Source organism: Agrobacterium radiobacter (assembly GCF_040801995.1).
Classification (GTDB): Bacteria; Pseudomonadota; Alphaproteobacteria; order Rhizobiales; family Rhizobiaceae; genus Agrobacterium; species Agrobacterium radiobacter.
Map to the genome: position 1 here is coordinate 1,619,855 of NZ_JBEGHX010000001.1, position 16,652 is coordinate 1,636,506.

The 16,652-nt window shown below is 59.1% G+C and carries 17 protein-coding genes and 2 tRNA genes; 8 read left to right on the forward strand and 11 right to left on the reverse strand.

The genetic code is table 11. The annotated features are described in order from the left end of the window. Window positions 1-10: 10 nt before the first annotated feature. The 5 genes from MRBLRC7O_RS08205 to MRBLRC7O_RS08225 form a co-directional block, all read right to left on the reverse strand. Window positions 11-1,027, reverse strand: coding sequence for a sensor histidine kinase (locus tag MRBLRC7O_RS08205; RefSeq protein ID WP_223564863.1), 1,017 nt, complete (start codon window positions 1,025-1,027; stop codon window positions 11-13). After that, on the reverse strand, window positions 1,017-1,472 hold the full coding sequence (locus tag MRBLRC7O_RS08210) for a response regulator (protein ID WP_003507648.1): 456 nt from the start codon (window positions 1,470-1,472) through the stop codon (window positions 1,017-1,019). The genes MRBLRC7O_RS08205 and MRBLRC7O_RS08210 overlap by 11 nt, the downstream gene beginning before the upstream one ends. Next, window positions 1,465-3,675, reverse strand: coding sequence for a sensor histidine kinase (locus tag MRBLRC7O_RS08215; RefSeq protein ID WP_080866267.1), 2,211 nt, complete (start codon window positions 3,673-3,675; stop codon window positions 1,465-1,467). The genes MRBLRC7O_RS08210 and MRBLRC7O_RS08215 overlap by 8 nt, the downstream gene beginning before the upstream one ends. Before the next feature lie 253 nt (window positions 3,676-3,928). Next, a tRNA-Gly gene (locus MRBLRC7O_RS08220) sits at window positions 3,929-4,002 on the reverse strand. Window positions 4,003-4,027: 25 nt separating this feature from the next. Next, window positions 4,028-4,112: transfer RNA gene (locus tag MRBLRC7O_RS08225), tRNA-Tyr, on the reverse strand. A gap of 209 nt (window positions 4,113-4,321) precedes the next feature. On the opposite strand from MRBLRC7O_RS08225, the gene rlmB reads away from it, so the two are divergent. From rlmB to MRBLRC7O_RS08245, 4 genes are all read left to right on the forward strand, one after another. After that, window positions 4,322-5,209 (forward strand): 23S rRNA (guanosine(2251)-2'-O)-methyltransferase RlmB, encoded by an 888-nt coding sequence (gene rlmB / locus MRBLRC7O_RS08230; RefSeq protein ID WP_060723331.1) that lies wholly within the window; start codon window positions 4,322-4,324, stop codon window positions 5,207-5,209. 76 nt (window positions 5,210-5,285) lie between these two features. Continuing rightward, window positions 5,286-5,678: an acyl-CoA thioesterase gene (locus tag MRBLRC7O_RS08235; protein ID WP_003507645.1), complete on the forward strand. Its 393-nt coding sequence runs from the start codon at window positions 5,286-5,288 to the stop codon at window positions 5,676-5,678. Between the two features lie 177 nt (window positions 5,679-5,855). Further along, on the forward strand, window positions 5,856-6,260 hold the full coding sequence (locus tag MRBLRC7O_RS08240) for a DUF2946 family protein (protein WP_080866268.1): 405 nt from the start codon (window positions 5,856-5,858) through the stop codon (window positions 6,258-6,260). 47 nt (window positions 6,261-6,307) lie between these two features. Continuing rightward, window positions 6,308-7,672 carry a PepSY-associated TM helix domain-containing protein gene (locus MRBLRC7O_RS08245; protein ID WP_080866269.1) on the forward strand — a complete coding sequence of 455 codons (1,365 nt, stop codon included), beginning with the start codon at window positions 6,308-6,310 and terminating at the stop codon, window positions 7,670-7,672. Window positions 7,673-7,740: 68 nt separating this feature from the next. Here MRBLRC7O_RS08245 and MRBLRC7O_RS08250 read toward each other — a convergent pair whose 3' ends face one another. Both MRBLRC7O_RS08250 and MRBLRC7O_RS08255 read right to left on the reverse strand, forming a co-directional pair. Then, window positions 7,741-8,217 (reverse strand): nuclear transport factor 2 family protein, encoded by a 477-nt coding sequence (locus tag MRBLRC7O_RS08250; protein ID WP_003507634.1) that lies wholly within the window; start codon window positions 8,215-8,217, stop codon window positions 7,741-7,743. A 12-nt stretch (window positions 8,218-8,229) separates the two neighbouring features. Then, the gene (locus MRBLRC7O_RS08255) at window positions 8,230-8,841 is read right to left on the reverse strand and encodes an NAD(P)-dependent oxidoreductase (RefSeq protein WP_080864212.1); all 612 of its coding nucleotides are present in this window, start codon (window positions 8,839-8,841) and stop codon (window positions 8,230-8,232) included. Between the two features lie 155 nt (window positions 8,842-8,996). On the opposite strand from MRBLRC7O_RS08255, the gene MRBLRC7O_RS08260 reads away from it, so the two are divergent. Next, window positions 8,997-9,380, forward strand: a complete 384-nt coding sequence (locus tag MRBLRC7O_RS08260; protein WP_003507622.1) for a winged helix-turn-helix transcriptional regulator — start codon at window positions 8,997-8,999, stop codon at window positions 9,378-9,380. 117 nt (window positions 9,381-9,497) lie between these two features. On the opposite strand, the gene MRBLRC7O_RS08265 is transcribed toward MRBLRC7O_RS08260, so the two are convergent. Continuing rightward, window positions 9,498-9,920 carry a GNAT family N-acetyltransferase gene (locus MRBLRC7O_RS08265; RefSeq protein ID WP_003507621.1) on the reverse strand — a complete coding sequence of 141 codons (423 nt, stop codon included), beginning with the start codon at window positions 9,918-9,920 and terminating at the stop codon, window positions 9,498-9,500. Window positions 9,921-10,028: 108 nt separating this feature from the next. Next, on the reverse strand, window positions 10,029-10,382 hold the full coding sequence (locus tag MRBLRC7O_RS08270; RefSeq protein WP_020009373.1) for a DMT family protein: 354 nt from the start codon (window positions 10,380-10,382) through the stop codon (window positions 10,029-10,031). Window positions 10,383-10,648: 266 nt separating this feature from the next. Here MRBLRC7O_RS08270 and uvrB point away from each other — a divergent pair, with 266 nt between their 5' ends. Next, a complete protein-coding gene (uvrB, locus tag MRBLRC7O_RS08275) occupies window positions 10,649-13,615 on the forward strand; it encodes an excinuclease ABC subunit UvrB (protein WP_080866603.1) in 2,967 nt (988 codons plus the stop codon). Between the two features lie 81 nt (window positions 13,616-13,696). Here uvrB and MRBLRC7O_RS08280 read toward each other — a convergent pair whose 3' ends face one another. Then, window positions 13,697-14,230: a hypothetical protein gene (locus MRBLRC7O_RS08280; protein WP_233282760.1), complete on the reverse strand. Its 534-nt coding sequence runs from the start codon at window positions 14,228-14,230 to the stop codon at window positions 13,697-13,699. 256 nt (window positions 14,231-14,486) lie between these two features. Here MRBLRC7O_RS08280 and MRBLRC7O_RS08285 point away from each other — a divergent pair, with 256 nt between their 5' ends. Further along, window positions 14,487-15,455 (forward strand): alpha/beta hydrolase, encoded by a 969-nt coding sequence (locus tag MRBLRC7O_RS08285; RefSeq protein ID WP_003507617.1) that lies wholly within the window; start codon window positions 14,487-14,489, stop codon window positions 15,453-15,455. A 28-nt stretch (window positions 15,456-15,483) separates the two neighbouring features. On the opposite strand, the gene MRBLRC7O_RS08290 is transcribed toward MRBLRC7O_RS08285, so the two are convergent. Then, on the reverse strand, window positions 15,484-15,909 hold the full coding sequence (locus MRBLRC7O_RS08290; protein ID WP_003507616.1) for a DUF1801 domain-containing protein: 426 nt from the start codon (window positions 15,907-15,909) through the stop codon (window positions 15,484-15,486). Window positions 15,910-16,072: 163 nt separating this feature from the next. Here MRBLRC7O_RS08290 and MRBLRC7O_RS08295 point away from each other — a divergent pair, with 163 nt between their 5' ends. Further along, window positions 16,073-16,528 (forward strand): PRC-barrel domain-containing protein, encoded by a 456-nt coding sequence (locus tag MRBLRC7O_RS08295; RefSeq protein WP_003507615.1) that lies wholly within the window; start codon window positions 16,073-16,075, stop codon window positions 16,526-16,528. Window positions 16,529-16,652: the final 124 nt, after the last annotated feature.

Sequence of the window (16,652 nt, forward strand, 5' to 3'; positions counted from 1 at the left end):
ATGTGGCGACTTAGTCCAGGGGAAAGATGACCTGATATTGCAGGCCGTCGCGGTCGTAGCGAATTTCACTTTCCGCTTGCAATTCGTATTGCGCGCCCCTTGTTACAAGGGTGGTTCCAAAGCCCGTGTCTTCCGGCATTGAGACCGGCGGGCCTCCGCTTTCCCGCCACCGCAGATTGATACGGTCGCGTCCGTCTCCGTCACGAAGCTTTTTCCAGACAACGTCAACCTTTCCGTTCGCACCGGAAAGGGAACCGTATTTCTGCGCGTTAGTCACCAGCTCGTGCAGGATCATTCCCAGCGCCAGAGCGGATTTTGGCGATACATGAACGCCATCCGGACCGTCGAGTTCGACCCTGCTCGTGAAGGTATTATGCGGCTCGATCGCGCGCTTCACGACATCTCTCAAATCCGTCTCACCCCAATTGCTCTGAAAAAGCAGGGCGTGGCTTTCGGCCAGAGCGCTTACGCGGGCCACCAGCCGTTCCTGATAATCCTCGATCGAGGTGCTGCCTTTCGCCGTTCTGCGGATGATCGATATGACCATCGCCATCGTATTCTTGACACGATGGCTTAGCTCGCGGACGAGCAGCTCCTTGTGCAGCTCCGCCCGTTTTCGCTCCTGTTTCTCCCGAGCTTCCGCCAGGGCGCGCTCCACAGCGGATGGCAGTCTCACAAGCCGTTGCTTGAGGACGTAGTCCGTCGCGCCGCGCCGGAATGCATCGATGGCCGCATCCTCACCTAAAACACCGGACACGAAAATGAACGGCGTATCGGGTCTTGTCGCCATAACGACATCGAGCGCCGACATGCCATCGAAGTCCGGCAAAGAGAAATCCGCGAGAATGATATCGAACTGCTGTTTTTCCAACGCCTCGATGAACGATGCCTTGCCAACGGCCCTCGTTACCGCAGGCGGCGTCGAAAGACGTGAAAGCTGTTCTTCGATCAGTTCGGCATCCACCGAACTGTCTTCGAGGAGAAGAAGTCTGCTTGCCTCCATTCGCGACACAGTCTCATCCGCCATTGCGATGTGCACCCGGCGGCGGTTCGTTCAGGAGAGCCCAGAAGACGCCAAGATCCTGTATAGCCTTGAAGAACTGGTTGAATTCCACAGGCTTGACGACAAATGCGTTCACGCCGAGTTCGTAACTCCTGACGAGATCCTGTTCTTCTCGCGACGACGTCAGCATGACGACTGGAATATGCCGCAAGTGATCGCTGCCCTTGACCGTCTGCAAAACCTCAAGCCCGTCCACTTTCGGGAGTTTGAGATCAAGAAGAACCACGGCCGGATCACCGCCCGGGCGGTTATGATAGCTACCGGTTACATTCAGATAGTCGAGTGCTTCCGTACCGTCGCGTGCCACCACCACCTCATTCGCCAGCTGGCATTTCTCAAGAGCGGTCAGCGTTAGTTCCAGATCGCGTGGATTATCTTCCACCAGCAGAATGGGTCTGAGTTCAGGCAATTTTTTCCTCTTCAACTTTCGTAACCGGCAATGTGAAGAAGAACGTGGCTCCCTCACCGACAGTTCCCTCGGCACCGACCAAACCGTGATGGCGTTCGACAATTCGTCGGACCAGCGCAAGTCCAATGCCCGTTCCCTCGAAATCCTCTACCCGCTGCAATCTCTGGAACACACCAAAAAGCTTGCTGTAATATGCCATATCGAAGCCAACACCATTATCTTCGACCGAGTAAGTGACGTCGTCCTCGGTTTCGACCGCAGAAATAGTGATGATCGAGACCGGCTCCCGGGACGAATATTTGATGGCATTTTCGATGAGATTGTACCAGACCTGCCGCAGCAGGGTCGCATCCCCGAATATCACCGGCAACTCGCCGATGCGCCACTCGATCTCGCGATCGGCAACGGCGTGCCCGAGAGAGCGACGAACTTCGCTCACCACCTTCTGCATATCCACCGGTTTCAGGGACAGTTGCGTGCGACCAAGCTGTGAGAAATTCAGGAGATCATCCACCAGCCTGCCGGCGCCCAGCGCCGCCTCTGATATCATCTGCAGATAATGCGAGGATTTCTCGTCCAGGGCATTGCTGCGCTCCCGCAACAACTGCGCAAACCCGACGATATGACGGAACGGGGCACGCAGGTCGTGCGAAACGGAATAGGAAAAGGCCTCCAACTCTTTATTGGTCCGCTGCAATTCCCGCGTCAGATCTGCCATCTCCTCGGCCTTGCGCAGGACAATGCCGATGATCGCACTGCGAAGCTCCCTCGCTGCCGCAAGCTCGGGCTCCGACCAGGGAGATGACGTGTTGCGCAATTGCTCCTTCCAGATTTCAAAAGACTTGCGGGGATGAATGCGCCCGCTCTCCTGCACCGTCTTGTGCGGATCACCGCCCCAGCGTACCGTTTTTATGACTTCCGGCCGAAACCAGATAAGCCAGCTGCCGTGCAACTCCGAAACCCGCATCGCAATAATTCCGCTTGCGGTGGCGGCATAGGCCTCAGCGGCGGCGTAATCGCCGGATAGGTTGTCGGTTGCAAAAACATCGGCAACGTCCTGCTCACCGAGCCATAGGACAAGCTCTTCAACCTGCTGCCGTGACGGCGTCCTGCCGACCAGCTCATAGTCGTCGCCGAGGACGAGTGCCGCGCCGTCCGCTCCCACCTGTTTCAGCAGGTCGTTTTTTTCATCGTCACCCGCAAGCAGTCCATCAACCCATTTTTCGGCAGCAGCCATCCCCTTCAGCAGGCGCGCCTGAATGTGGCCAAGCTCCACCCGGCGGGATGCATCCTGGGAACTCTGCTCCATGGCGATCCGCATCGACAGGAGCTGCGCGGCAAAATCGCAGGCTTCACGGACGGCAAGGGATATCGAATGGGGTGTAGCGTGGTGGCAGGCAATCAAGCCCCAGAGAGCGCCATTGACGATGATCGACACCGACATCGAAGCGGCCGTACCCATATTGCGCATATATTCGAGATGAACCGGCGACACACTGCGAAGGTGAGAAAAGCTCATATCGAGCACTGCTCCCGTTTCCGCATTCACCGGCGGCCTGATCGGGACGGGCTTATAATCGACATCGGGAATCATTCGCAGGCGATTGATGGTGTAGAGCTGCCGCGCCTGCGGCGGGATATCGCCCGCCGGAAAGCGAAGTCCGAGATAAGACGGCAAAGTCCCGCTTCCGGCTTCCGCCACGACATGACCGCTCCAGTCCAGTCCGAAGTCATAGATCAGCGTACGATCATAACCGCTGATCAAAGACACCAATTGCGCCGTCCGAAAAAGCGCGTCCTCCAGCGACGGCGCGCTGTTCAGATATTGCGCCAGATTCGTAAGTTCGCCCATCAGCTTTTCAGCCGACTCGCCCTCTCTTGCCTTTTCGACCTCGAGAATAACCAAAGTCCCGGATCGATGCGCCGAAACAACGAGTTTCTTTTCAGCCCATGCATATCGGAAATTGCTCTCTTCGCCGGAATACCAGGCGGAAAGTTCAGAGATGAACGGCAAGATTGTTTCGGTGACGACGGCACCGATTGGTAAGGCCGCATCAATATAATCGGCAAGATTATCGCTCGCCTGCACAACGGAGAGTTCCCGCGCGGACAGAACCAAAAGGGCTCCATGTTCCTGAATAGCACCGGGAATGTGGATGGGCTCTGCGCCGCAACTATCCAGTTTCGGCGTATTTGAACTCATAACTTTCTCCAGCCGCTCTTTTTGCGAGAACGTTCGACCTGCTCAAAAGATGCGGCCAACCTATTGATTATTGCGGGGATGTAAACGCTCGTTTTCGCAAAATTGCCGAATGATTTCCACCGGATTTCCGGTTACGCAAACGTAGGACGTTCACGCGGCCATAGATTGAAACAATCACGCGATAAGAAATCCGGGCGCTGGCGCAGCAAAATCGGCGCTTGTTGGACGTCAATGATCTTTTTGGAAAAGTCACTGGAGCGGGTAGCGGGAATCGAACCCGCGTATTCAGCTTGGAAGGCTGCTGCTCTACCATTGAGCTATACCCGCGGTGGTGATTTCGATCCGTGCAGAATGGTGGAGGGAGTTGGATTTGAACCAACGTAGGCGTAGCCAACGGATTTACAGTCCGTCCCCTTTAACCACTCGGGCATCCCTCCAGCTTTCTGCTAGGATCGAGCAACCAAGCTCTTCAGATTTCGCTGCGGCGAAGCGCCGTTGCGTCGTCTGTGGCGCGTATATGACGGCCTCGTTCGTTTCTGTCAACACGCCCTTTCACGAATTTTCGGGAAAAAATTCAAACCTGTTTGCAGCCCTGTGGATTATCGCGGGGGCTGGTGCGCGCCTCTTTGCAGAGATATAAGGCGCCATGAGCAAAGACGATCCCAACAACAAATCCACCCGCGACACGCACTATGCCACCCTGCGCCGTGCCGTGCGCGACGCCAAACGCGAGCGGGGCGAAATTCCGACCCCGCAGCAGCCGAAGCGCCGGAACCGCGGTGCTGATGACTGGAAGCCGCCGCAGCTTGCGCCCGATCAGGTGCATCTTTACGGCCTGCATACCGTGCGCGCGGCGCTTACCAATCCCGAACGGCAACTCATCAAGCTATCCGTCACCCAGAACGCCTTTGCGCGGCTGGATATCGGCGAGGCGGATGCCCAGCCCTTCCCGGTCGAGATGGTTTCGCCGCAGGATATCGACAAGGTTCTCGGCCCCGATGCCATCCATCAGGGTGTGATGCTGGAAACCAGGCCGCTGCCGGTCAAGCGGCTCGGCGCGCTGAAGGACAGCCCGCTCATTCTCGTGCTCGATCAGGTCACCGATCCGCACAATGTCGGCGCCATCATGCGCTCGGCGGTCGCCTTCAACGCCGGCGCCGTCATCACCACCATGCGCCACAGCCCAACCGAGTCAGGCGTGCTGGCGAAATCGGCTTCCGGTGCACTGGAACTCATTCCCTATATCCAGATCACCAATCTGGCCGATGCGCTGGGCGAGCTGCACAAGCTCGGCTTCTTCTCCGTCGGTCTGGATTCGGAAGGCCCCGCCCCCATCGAACAGACCTTTAGCGGTGAAAAAATCGCACTGGTGCTGGGCGCCGAAGGCAAGGGCCTGCGCCAGAAGACGCGCGAAACCGTCTCGGCGCTTGCCCGTCTCGACATGCCGGGCGAGATCAAATCGCTCAATGTTTCGAATGCGGCGGCCATCGCCCTTTATGCAACGCAGCAATTTCTGGGCAAAGCGTCGTCCTGACGCTTGCCCTTCCTTGCGAAATCGCAAAGCGCAACGCATGCTGCGCCTTTGTCATTCGCATGGAGCAAATCTCAACATGACCAACCCGACCATCAAACCGACCGGCGAGCTGACTCTCAGAACGCTCGCCATGCCAGCCGACGCCAATCCGGCCGGTGATATTTTCGGCGGCTGGGTCATGTCACAGATGGACTTGGCGAGCGGCATCCGCGCCGCGGAACGCTCCCGCTGTCGTGTGGTCACGGCAGCGGTCAAGGAAATGGCCTTCGAACTGCCGGTGAAGATCGGCGACACGCTGTCCATCTATACCGATATCGCCCGCGTTGGCCGCACGTCCATCACGCTCACGGTGGAAGCCTGGGCGCAGCGGTCGCGTTATGACAAGCTGGAGAAAGTCACCGCCGGAACTTTCATCATGGTGGCAATGGACGAAAACGGACAACCCACGCCCATTCCCGCAGCGGAATAATCGCGTTGCGGCACTGGGCTCCAGTGCCGCTCTCAGCTCAAACGCCATATACAGCAGGCAGCATAGACATCTCGCGCATTGTCAGGATCATTCCTCACCGATGCGATCCCTGTTGTCTCTCCCCTGCCGTCATTGTGTCGCGGTGACATCTCGCCGCAAATATGACATTCCGATCCCATGGGATTCATTCGCAGGATCATGCAGGATAGAAGTTCGGCTGGCGCCATCGCCATGCTGGCGGTTCTGCTTTTCCTTTTGCAGGGTCTCGCCAATGGCCTGACCAGCGGCAATATGGCGACGGCCGCGCTGGCGGCGGATGAGATCATCTGTTCCAGCCATATGCCTGAAGGCGGCTCGGACAAACACGACCCGGCGGGCAAGATCGCCGATGACTGTTGCGGCACGCTCTGCCGTCTGGCCTCGGCCACGGCCGCCGCTCTTCCGGTTATTCCCGTCGAAGGCGCGGACAATATTCTCCCGGCGGTCGAAGTCGCCTTTTTGAATTTCGACGCGGTGCTGTCGCCATCGCCGCCCAATCTGGAATCGCGCCCACGCGCGCCGCCCTTCGCTCCGCAACGCTAGAACACTGTCCGGCCTGCCGGAAAATCCATTCTCTTGCGGAGACATCCATGTCCGTTACGACCTCTTTCGAGGGCGAGCGTGCGCCTGCGCATTCCTCGTCCGCAAATCTTTACCGCGCCGTGTGGCGTTGGCATTTTTATGCCGGTCTCCTCGTCCTGCCCTTCATGATATCGCTCGCCGTCACCGGCGCGCTTTATCTCTTCCAGGACGAGTTCGACAATTTTATCCATTCGGACCTGAAGCGCATCGAGGTAGCGCAAAACGCGCCAAAAGCCCTGCCTTCCGAGATCGTGGCCGCAGCGCTCACGGCCGTTCCCGGCACCGCCGTCAAATATACGACACCGGCCGATCCAGGTGCTTCGACGGAAATCACCGTCAATACGGCGGTTGGAAAGCGGGCCGTCTACGTAAACCCCTACACCGCTGAGGTGGCCGGTTCCTTGCCGGATCGCGGCACCATCATGTGGACGATCCGTTATCTCCACAGCCTGAAATATTTCGGCGCCTATGCCCGCTATCTGATCGAGATCGCGGCCGGCTGGTCCATCCTTCTTGTCGCCACCGGCATCTATCTCTGGTGGCCGCGAAAGCAGACGGGTGGAGTCGTCACCGTGCGCGGCACGCCGAAAAAACGGGTCTTCTGGCGCGATACCCATGCCGTCACCGGCATTTTCGTCGGCTTTTTCATCGTCTTTCTTGCGGTCACCGGCATGCCCTGGTCGGGCGTATGGGGCGCGAAGGTCAATGAATGGGCGAATGGCAGCAACTTCGGGTACCCGGCGGGCATCCGCACCGATGTGCCGATGTCCGGAGACCATCTCGATCATGTGGCGAAGACAAGCTGGTCGCTGGAGCAGGCAAAAATACCGGAATCCACCGCCGCCTCCGAAGGCCAGCCGATCGGAATCGACGAGGCGATCGCACGTTTCGATGCACTCGGCCTTGCCGCCGGTTATGCCGTCGCCCTGCCGGGAAAACCGACCGGCGTCTATAGCGGTTCGGTCTATCCCGATGATCTCGGTCAACAGCGCGTTGTGCACCTCGATCAATATAGCGGAGAGCCGCTGATCGACATGAGCTACGCCGATTACGGCCCGCTCGGCAAGGCGCTGGAATGGGGCATCAACGTGCATCTGGGACAGCAATATGGCCTCGCCAACCAGATCGTGCTTCTGGCGGCCTGTATCAGCATTGTGCTGCTTGCCGTGTCCGCCGGCGTCATGTGGTGGAAACGCCGTCCGAAAGGGTCGCTCGGAGTGCCGCCCTTGCCGCAGGAAAAACGCGTGCTTCGCGGCCTGCTGGTCATGCTCGCCATCGGCGGCGTCATTTTCCCGCTGGTGGGCGCGAGCCTGCTGGTCATGCTCGTGCTGGACCTGATCATACAGTCCCGTCAGAAACGGCGCACAATCTGAAAATGGGAACAGCCGGGCGAAAATCCCGGCTGTTCCCTTGTCATCGGTGAGGCGTCGAGGGGCTGCCCTCAGAACATCGTATTATTGTTCGCCGCCGTTTCCGGAACGGGCTGGATCACATCCCAGTGCTCGGTGATCTTGCCGTCGGTGACGCGGAAGATATCGACGATGGCCGTACCGCGATCGCCGTCCTTTTCGGTCGAATGAATATGCAGATAGACGAGATCGCCATCCGTGGCGCTGCGCACGATGCGCGCCTTCGACTGCGGGTTTTCCTTGAAGTGACCGGTGAAATAATCCACGAACGGCTTCTTGCCATCCGGCACCATGGGGTTGTGCTGCTTATAGCTGTCGACAATGACGGCAGCCCCCTTCTCCACTTCATGCTTATTGAAAACGGTATCGTAAAACTCGATCACCAGCTTGCGGTTGGCCTCTTCCTGGGCGAGATCCCGCTTGGCGGTTTCGGCCAGGACCGGAGCGGCCATCAATGCAGGCGCAAGAGCGAGAGCGGCGATGGCAAGACGACGTGTCACGAAATTCATGGGTGATACCTCTCAATAACCGACGGTGAAACGCTGGCGGGAATGCTGCGGCTTCTCGATTTCATCGACAAGCGCGATGGCGTAGTCCTCGAAGGAAATGCGGCTGCCTTCGGTATTGCTGAGAAGCCCATCCTTGCCGAGACGGAATTTGCCGGTTCTTTCCCCCGGCACAAATTCGGCCGATGGCGACAGGAAGGTCCAGTCGAGCTGTTTTTCCCCTCTCAGGCGGTCCAGAAACTCCGCGCCCTTGGTCGCTTCGGCCTTGTAGGCGGCCGGGAAATCCGGCAGGTCGACAACGCGCTGACCCGGTGCGATTTCAAGGCTGCCGGCACCACCCACCACGAGGTAACGGGGAACGCCGGAGGCGCGCACGGCCTCGATCAGCGTCACGGGATCGCTGGCGGTGAAGTGCACCGCGCTGATCACGGCATCGTGACCTTTAAGCAGCTCCGAAAGCCCTGCCCGATCGAAAACATCGCCCTGTTTTGCCACCACGTTCGGCAGGCTGGCGATCTTTTCAGGGCTGCGGGCGATCGCCGTCACCTTGTGGCCCCGGTCGGAAAGCTCCTTCAGAATACGGGATCCGGCATTGCCGGAGGCTCCGATGAGCGCGATTTTAGCCATGACTTCTTCCTTTGTCGGTATCGTTATTGGTCTAAATAATAGACCGCTAATGAAAGCTATGATATCGCAACCCCGGCCGCAAGAAGTCAGCCGCCGCTGATCAGGTCACACGGCGATGACCTGAAGGGGTAAGAAAATGGAAAGGGCGAGGCAAAATGCCGGATATGCAAACCAAAGAAATCTTCGTCTTCGACCAGCCCTGCCCCATACGCGACGTGCTGGATCGTATCGGCGATCAATGGAGCCTGCTGGTTCTGGAAGCGCTTCAGGGCGGCGTGCTGCGTTTCAACGAATTGAACCGCAAGATCGACGATATTTCCAAGCAGATGTTGTCGCGTACGTTGAAGCGGCTTGAGGAAGACGGTTTCATTCGCCGCACGCTTTATGCGCAGGTACCGCCGCGCGTGGAATACGAACTGACCAATCTCGGCCGTTCGTTTCTGGTGCCGATGCAATTGCTGGTGCAATGGGCCGATGAGAACCACGTCCGTATCTGCAAGGCGCGGCTGCAATATTCCGAAAACGACAATCGCAGCTGACAGGAAGCAGGCATCCAGAGCATTTCCAGTAAAAGTGCGTAGCGGTTTTACGTCCGGATAATGCGATAAACAAAGAGATGGAGCACGTCCGACGCTTCCGTTTAAACCGGACGTGCCCTAGCCCAGCCGGTAGACCTTGCAGACCAGCCCTTCCGGCTGGCGATAGGTCGTGAAGCCCATGGCGTCGTAATAACCCTGCCCGAGCATGTTGTCCGCGCCGATGCTGGCATCGATATTCTTGAGGCCCCGCGCCTCTGCCGCCCTTCGCGTTGCCGCGAAGAGGGCGGATCCTACTCCTCTTCGCGCCGCCTGCGGGCTGACATGGGTGCCGATGATGCCCCAGCCTTCCGCCACGCCATAGGGATTGTCTGCCCGCGCATAACGCAGCGACTGGAACCCCATAATGCGCCCGTCCTCATCCTCGGCGACCGAGCACTCGATACGATCGGTGTGCTGGATATAATTCTCCAGCACCGCCGTAATATCCGTCGGCGCTTTTCGGAGGCCGGCCGAGAATATCTCGTTCTGGACCGCCGCCATTCCCGTCGCGTCGTCAACTCTTGCAGGGCGTATTTTCATCGATACATCACCTCATACCCGTTGCGACTGGTTTCCGGCCGGCAAAGCGCCGGTCTCTTTCGTTTGTCTTCAGGAGCGGAAAATGAAGGAAGCGCCGAAGGCGATCAGCGCAAAACCGATCACGTGATTGATGGTGATGCTTTCCTTCAGCCAGAAGATCGAAAACAGCGCGAAGACCGCGAGCGTGATGACTTCCTGAATGGTCTTGAGCTGCGCGGTGGAATAGACCTCCGAACCTATGCGGTTGGCGGGAACGGCCAGCACATATTCGAAGAACGCGATACCCCAGCTGGCGACAATAGCCAGGAAGAGCGCGCTGCCCTTGTGCTTGAGATGGCCGTACCAGGCGAAGGTCATGAAAATATTGGAGGCGATAAGCATCAGGACAGGCCAGATGTGGGCAGGGCTGATTGAGAACGGCATGATGGGTCCTGGAAAAAGGGAGGGATGTCATGAAATGCAGTATAAAAAGCAGTCTGAAGGTAAACGTCATTCTGCCCGTATGGATTTGCTCTAGCGCATCCGCCCGAAAACCGGAATCGATTTTCTGCAGATTTTAGCAAAGCTGTTTTCAGCCGCTACGCAACGCATCCGGCCGAATTTTGTTCCGCACGCTTCGTTTCCTTTTTGTACTCATTTTTTCGCTGTATCCCCTTCACTTTGTGCGTGACTCCCTCCATATTTCGCCCATGGCCAGATCACCGAAAAACTCCACCTCCTCGCCCTCGGGCTTCGAGGAAGCTCCGCAATCGTCATTCGAAGGTGCGCCGCTCAGCGGCAGCGTCTCCGATTGGGTGAAGCAGCTCGAGGCGGAAGCGGAGGCATCCTCCGTGGAAACCCAGCGCGAAATCGCCTCAAAGGCGGGCAAGCACCGCAAGAAGATCGAGATCGAAGCACGCAAGGACGCGGAGAAGGCCGCCTCGAAGACGGCCAAGAACACCACGGCCTCCAAGACCGCGCGCGGTGTTTCCATCGGCGCATCGAGCGATCCGAAAACCCGCGCCGCCGCCGGCCTCAATCCGGTCGCCGGTATGGACGTATCGCTGGAGGATGCCGCCAACCTCGCGCCGGGCGCCGTCACCGCAACGGTGGACGCGCTGTCGAAGCTGATCGAAAGCGGCAATCCGCTGTTCAAGGACGGCAAGTTGTGGACGCCGCACCGGCCGGCCCGGCCGCCGAAATCCGAAGGCGGCGTTACCATCCGCATGGACTCGGAGTACCAGCCCGCCGGCGACCAGCCGACGGCCATCGCCGATCTTGTCGAGGGCATCAATTCCGGCGAGCGCAGCCAGGTCCTGCTCGGCGTCACCGGCTCCGGCAAGACCTTCACCATGGCCAAGGTAATTGAGGCGACGCAGCGCCCGGCTGTCATTCTCGCGCCTAACAAGACGCTGGCCGCGCAGCTCTATTCGGAGTTCAAGAACTTCTTCCCCGACAATGCGGTGGAATATTTCGTCTCCTACTACGATTATTACCAGCCGGAAGCCTATGTGCCGCGCTCCGACACCTTCATCGAGAAGGAATCCTCGATCAACGAGCAGATCGACCGGATGCGCCACTCCGCCACCCGCTCACTGCTGGAGCGTGACGACTGCATCATCGTCGCCTCCGTCTCCTGCATCTACGGTATCGGCTCGGTCGAAACCTACACCGCCATGACCTTCCAGATGCAGGTGGGCGACCGGCTGGACCAGCGCCAGCTTCTGGCCGACCTCGTGGCCCAGCAATACAAGCGCCGCGACATGGATTTCCAGCGCGGTTCGTTCCGCGTGCGCGGCGATACCATCGAAATTTTCCCCGCCCACCTTGAGGATGCCGCCTGGCGCATCTCGATGTTCGGCGACGAAATCGATTCCATCACCGAATTCGATCCGCTGACCGGCCAGAAAACCGGCGACCTGCAATCCGTCAAGATCTACGCCAATTCGCACTATGTCACCCCGCGCCCGACGCTGAACGGCGCGATCAAGTCGATCAAGGAAGAGCTGAAGGTCCGTCTCGCCGAGCTGGAAAAAGCCGGGCGTCTGCTGGAAGCCCAGCGACTGGAGCAGCGCACCCGCTATGATGTGGAAATGCTGGAGGCGACCGGCTCCTGCGCCGGCATCGAGAACTATTCGCGTTATCTCACCGGCCGTAATCCCGGCGAGCCGCCGCCGACGCTGTTCGAATATATCCCTGATAACGCGCTGCTGTTCATCGACGAAAGCCACGTCTCCGTCAGCCAGATCGGCGGCATGTATCGCGGCGACTTCAGGCGCAAGGCGACGCTGGCCGAATATGGCTTCCGTCTGCCCTCCTGCATGGACAACCGGCCGCTGCGCTTCGAGGAATGGGATGCCATGCGGCCTCTGACGGTCGCGGTTTCGGCTACCCCCGGCTCATGGGAGATGGAACAGGCCGGCGGCGTCTTTGCCGAACAGGTCATCCGCCCGACCGGCCTTATCGATCCGCCGGTGGAGGTTCGTTCCGCCCGTAGCCAGGTGGACGATGTTCTCGGTGAAATCCGCGAGACAGCCGCCAAAGGCTATCGCACCCTCTGCACCGTGCTGACGAAGCGCATGGCCGAGGACCTGACCGAATATCTGCACGAACAGGGCGTTCGCGTGCGTTATATGCACTCGGATATCGACACGCTGGAGCGCATCGAGATCATCCGCGATCTGCGCCTCGGTGCTTTCGACGTGCTTGTTGGCATCAACCTTCTGCGCGAAGGTCTCGATATTCCCGAATGTGGTTTTGTGGCGATCCTCGATGCCGACAAGGAAGGCTTCCTGCGCTCCGAAACCTCACTGATCCAGACAATCGGCCGCGCCGCCCGTAACGTCGACGGCAAGGTCATCCTTTACGCCGACAACATCACCGGCTCGATGAAGCGGGCGATGGAGGAAACCTCCCGCCGCCGCGAAAAGCAGATGGCCTATAACGCCGAACACGGCATCACGCCGGAATCGGTCAAGGCGAAAATCTCGGATATTCTTGATTCTGTTTATGAGCGCGACCACGTAAGGGCCGATATATCAGGCGCTTCCGGCAAGGGCTTCGCCGATGGCGGCCATCTGGTCGGCAACAATCTGCAGTCCCATCTCAACGCGCTGGAAAAATCCATGCGCGACGCCGCAGCAGATCTGGACTTCGAAAAGGCCGCCCGCCTGCGCGACGAAATCAAACGCCTCAAGGCGGCAGAACTCGCCACCATGGATGATCCCATGGCGAAGGAAGAGGCCCGCGCCATCGAAGGCGGCGGAAAAAACAACAGACGCAGCCACTTGTCGATCTCCCCGCCTGAGGGGGAGACATCCGGCAGGACGGAGGCGGGCGCCGCGCCGAACGAAAGCGGCAAATCCCTTTTCACCAAACCCTCACTGGATGAAATGGGCCCCGGCTCAGATGCGGGAAAACCGCTGTTCCGCAGGAACACGCTGGACGAGATGACCGTGGGCAGAACCGAAAAGCCCGTGCGCAGCGCAGTACCGGACAAGCCCGAGACCGAATCCGGCAAACGCTTGTCACCGCTCATGGAAGGCCAGCCGGAGCGTGCTACCGATGATCCGCGGCCGCTGGTGCGTGGCAAGATTGGCGCGGGGTCCTATGAAGATGCCGGCGAGCAGAAGCGCAAAAGCCGGACGAAGGGCAAGACGGGCCGACCGGGACGCTAACGCGCCCCAGGCGTTATGCAGCGCCATGCATGGCTATCGCGAAAATATGGCCGGAGCACTCGCGCGCCCCGGCAACGGCGATCAGCTTTCGCACTGTCTGATCCGCGCCGCGACCTGGCCCGCACCAAACACTTTCGTCAGATCCGCATCCACGGTCATGGCAATGTAGTCTTCATTTTCCGCAGGCTTGATGTAAGTCGAGAAATAGACCGGGCCGGTCGGGAGAACGCCTGTGACACAGGCGCGCAATATCTCGATCTCCGTACTCCCCCTGATGCGCGGCCCCTCGATGCGGGAAAGGCGCACCTTCTCCTGCAATGTTGCAAGCCTTGAAACCTCCTCAGGCTTTATTCTCCACACGCTTGTGGCGGTTCCCTCCCGCTTTTCCGCGTGGAACTGCGCGCGGGCGGCGGCGTCCTTATCCTCGATCAACGCAAACGTCTCGACAGTCTCGCCCTTTACGCCGTCTGTAACGCTGCGAATAATCATCACCGCATCACCGGAACCCAATGACAGATGGGCAGGAAGCTGCAGCCCTACACGCACATGCTCGAAATTCATCGTCAGAAAGTCGAGCCGCATCAGCTTGGGAATACTCGAGATGGGCGTGGTCATACAGCCGGTAAGGAGAAAAAGTAAAATAAGCGAGCGTGTGAAACGCGATAATATCAATGTCACCATGTTTTAAATCCAAAATTGTCAAATGTGCGCAATGGCCTTGGCGGGAACAATCCTTCCCGGAACTGAGACCGTCATACCGGTCCGCAGATGTGAGGGAATGACATTGCAGCAGAGTTACGTCTTCCGGAACTCACGGTTCCCTTGAACGTTGACCGCCCTTATGGAATGGCAACCAGCATGGAGACACGGCATGCATCTCAGAAATCTGGCGCTCTCATACCTTTTCCTCTCCTGCACCCCGAGCTTTGCCGGCCAGATCGAGGATGCCACCTTCCACAGCGCGGCCCTCAACGCGCCGCTTCCCGTCAATATCTACCGCCCGGATGGCGCTCCACCGGAAAACGGCTGGCCGGTGCTCTACCTCCTGCACGGCCATGATGGTGACCAGAATAGCTGGCGCGATCTCGGCAATATCGAAAAGACGCTCGATACGCTCATCGAGGCCGGCGCCATACGCCCGCTTGTCGTCGTCATGCCCGGTGTCAAGAACAGCTGGTATGTGGATTCCGCCGCCGTGGGCGGTCCCGGCGATTACGAAACCGCCCTGACCGGCGATCTGCGCCACCAGATCGAAAAAACACTGCCGGTGCGGAAAGATCGGGAAGGCCGCGCCATTGCCGGCCTCTCCATGGGCGGCTTCGGCGCCCTGCATCTCGCCTATGGCCACGAGGACCTCTATGGCGCCGTCGCCAGCCTGTCGGGCGCCATCTGGCAGAATGTCCCTGCCGCCGATCTCGACAAGACACCTGCCGAACTTAAGCTCATTCAGGACAGTGCTTTCTTTCACCGGGTTGACCGCGCCACCGTTACAAGCGGCATCGTGCTGCCCTCAACCGGCGACCATTTCTCCGGCGCCTTCGGCACGCCTTTCGATGCAAGGCTCTTCAACGAAAAGAACGTCTTCACCCTCGTGGCGCAGCATGTCGCTGAAAGCCAGGATCTGCCCGCCACCTATCTGACCGTCGGCGACGATGACGGCTTCTTCCTCTGGCGCGGCGCCATCGCCCTGCATGAGACGCTACAGGCCGACAAGCGCAAATCTGAATTGCGCATGACCGATGGCGATCACGTCTGGTCGGTGTGGAAGGTCTCGATCATCGACGCGCTGAAGTTCATCGATGGGGAGTGGGACAAGGCCGCGGACGTAGCCCGGGACTGAGGCATCGCCCTCCCCACCACCGGTTTCATCACTTTCCGGCTCGTTTCTTCCCGCTCGTCGCTGCCACATTCAACGCCACCGCAGCCTGTATCAGCGCCGCTAGCGCCTGGTCATCCACGACATCCCCCTCGTGAAAATCGATCGCGCGCCGCGTGTTTCCCTCCAGGCTGGAATTGAACAGCCCCGCCGGGTCCTCCAGCGACGCGCCCTTGGCAAATGTCATCTTCACCGCGCTTTTGTAGGTTTCACCCGTGCAGAGAATACCGGCATGCGACCAGACCGGCACGCCGCGCCATTTCACCTCTTCGATAACCTCGGGATCGGCCGTCCTGATCACCGCACGGATATGCGCAAGCGTGTCGCCGCGCCAGTCGTCCAGCTCTGCAATTTTCCGGTCGATGACCTCGGATGCCGCAGCCTCTTCCGCAGCTTTCTCCGTCACAGTTTTTGCCATGATACCCTCCCGATTTCGCCGCGCCGCCGCTCCCGGCCTGCTGCACATCTGTTCCGGTTTTCAGCATAGACCAAAATTTCCTGCGCTCCCATGCGGAACCAAATTCGCCCTTCACCGTTTCTTCCCCGAACGCAACGTTCAGCATACAAAGGGAAGAAACATCATGAAAATCAATGTCATCGCTCTCGCTGCCGCAGCAGCGCTCTCCTCTTCCGTGGCTTTTGCCCAGACGGCAACCACGGCTCCTGCTGCCGGCGCGGATGCCACTTTGTCCGGCCCCGGCATCACCATGGGCACCAAGGCCAGCGGCCCGCTGAAGTTCGTCAATGTCCAGAAGACCGATCTCACCGCCTCCCAGCTTGACGGCATGGACATCTATAACGCCCAGAACGAAAACATCGGCGAAATCGAAGATGTCGTCATCGGCGACGGCAAGTCGGTGATCGGCCTTGTCGCCAGCGTCGGCGGCTTCCTTGGCATCGACAAGAGCTATGTGGTTCTCGATCCCGTTTCCGTCGCCGTCCACAACGACAACGGCACCTGGAAGGCCTATGTCGACACCACCAAGGACGCACTGCAGAACGCACCCAAGCTCGATTACGACAAGCTGGACGACTGATTACCCCTGCAGTCGTACACTTGTCTCCCCCGCGCCGAGGCGCGGGGGTTTTCGTGTGGATTATTCCGCGCAGGAGCCGGCGATCCTCGCCCACACCCCCTTGCCTGACCGCATGCCCCTCGCC

Bases quoted from the DNA above. Each gene is read 5' to 3' on its own strand.
- MRBLRC7O_RS08245 (WP_080866269.1), top strand. From the start codon at position 6,308: ATGTCCGTTACGACCTCTTTCGAGGGCGAGCGTGCGCCTGCGCATTCC.
- MRBLRC7O_RS08265 (WP_003507621.1), bottom strand. From the start codon at position 9,920: ATGGCGGCGGTCCAGAACGAGATATTCTCGGCCGGCCTCCGAAAAGCG.
- MRBLRC7O_RS08280 (WP_233282760.1), bottom strand. From the start codon at position 14,230: ATGACCACGCCCATCTCGAGTATTCCCAAGCTGATGCGGCTCGACTTT.
- MRBLRC7O_RS08260 (WP_003507622.1), top strand. From the start codon at position 8,997: ATGCCGGATATGCAAACCAAAGAAATCTTCGTCTTCGACCAGCCCTGC.
- MRBLRC7O_RS08285 (WP_003507617.1), top strand. From the start codon at position 14,487: ATGCATCTCAGAAATCTGGCGCTCTCATACCTTTTCCTCTCCTGCACC.
- MRBLRC7O_RS08235 (WP_003507645.1), top strand. From the start codon at position 5,286: ATGACCAACCCGACCATCAAACCGACCGGCGAGCTGACTCTCAGAACG.
- MRBLRC7O_RS08255 (WP_080864212.1), bottom strand. From the start codon at position 8,841: ATGGCTAAAATCGCGCTCATCGGAGCCTCCGGCAATGCCGGATCCCGT.
- MRBLRC7O_RS08270 (WP_020009373.1), bottom strand. From the start codon at position 10,382: ATGCCGTTCTCAATCAGCCCTGCCCACATCTGGCCTGTCCTGATGCTT.
- MRBLRC7O_RS08295 (WP_003507615.1), top strand. From the start codon at position 16,073: ATGAAAATCAATGTCATCGCTCTCGCTGCCGCAGCAGCGCTCTCCTCT.
- MRBLRC7O_RS08250 (WP_003507634.1), bottom strand. From the start codon at position 8,217: ATGAATTTCGTGACACGTCGTCTTGCCATCGCCGCTCTCGCTCTTGCG.
- MRBLRC7O_RS08215 (WP_080866267.1), bottom strand. From the start codon at position 3,675: ATGAGTTCAAATACGCCGAAACTGGATAGTTGCGGCGCAGAGCCCATC.
- MRBLRC7O_RS08240 (WP_080866268.1), top strand. From the start codon at position 5,856: ATGGGATTCATTCGCAGGATCATGCAGGATAGAAGTTCGGCTGGCGCC.
- MRBLRC7O_RS08290 (WP_003507616.1), bottom strand. From the start codon at position 15,909: ATGGCAAAAACTGTGACGGAGAAAGCTGCGGAAGAGGCTGCGGCATCC.
- uvrB (WP_080866603.1), top strand. From the start codon at position 10,649: ATGGCCAGATCACCGAAAAACTCCACCTCCTCGCCCTCGGGCTTCGAG.
- rlmB (WP_060723331.1), top strand. From the start codon at position 4,322: ATGAGCAAAGACGATCCCAACAACAAATCCACCCGCGACACGCACTAT.
- MRBLRC7O_RS08205 (WP_223564863.1), bottom strand. From the start codon at position 1,027: ATGGCGGATGAGACTGTGTCGCGAATGGAGGCAAGCAGACTTCTTCTC.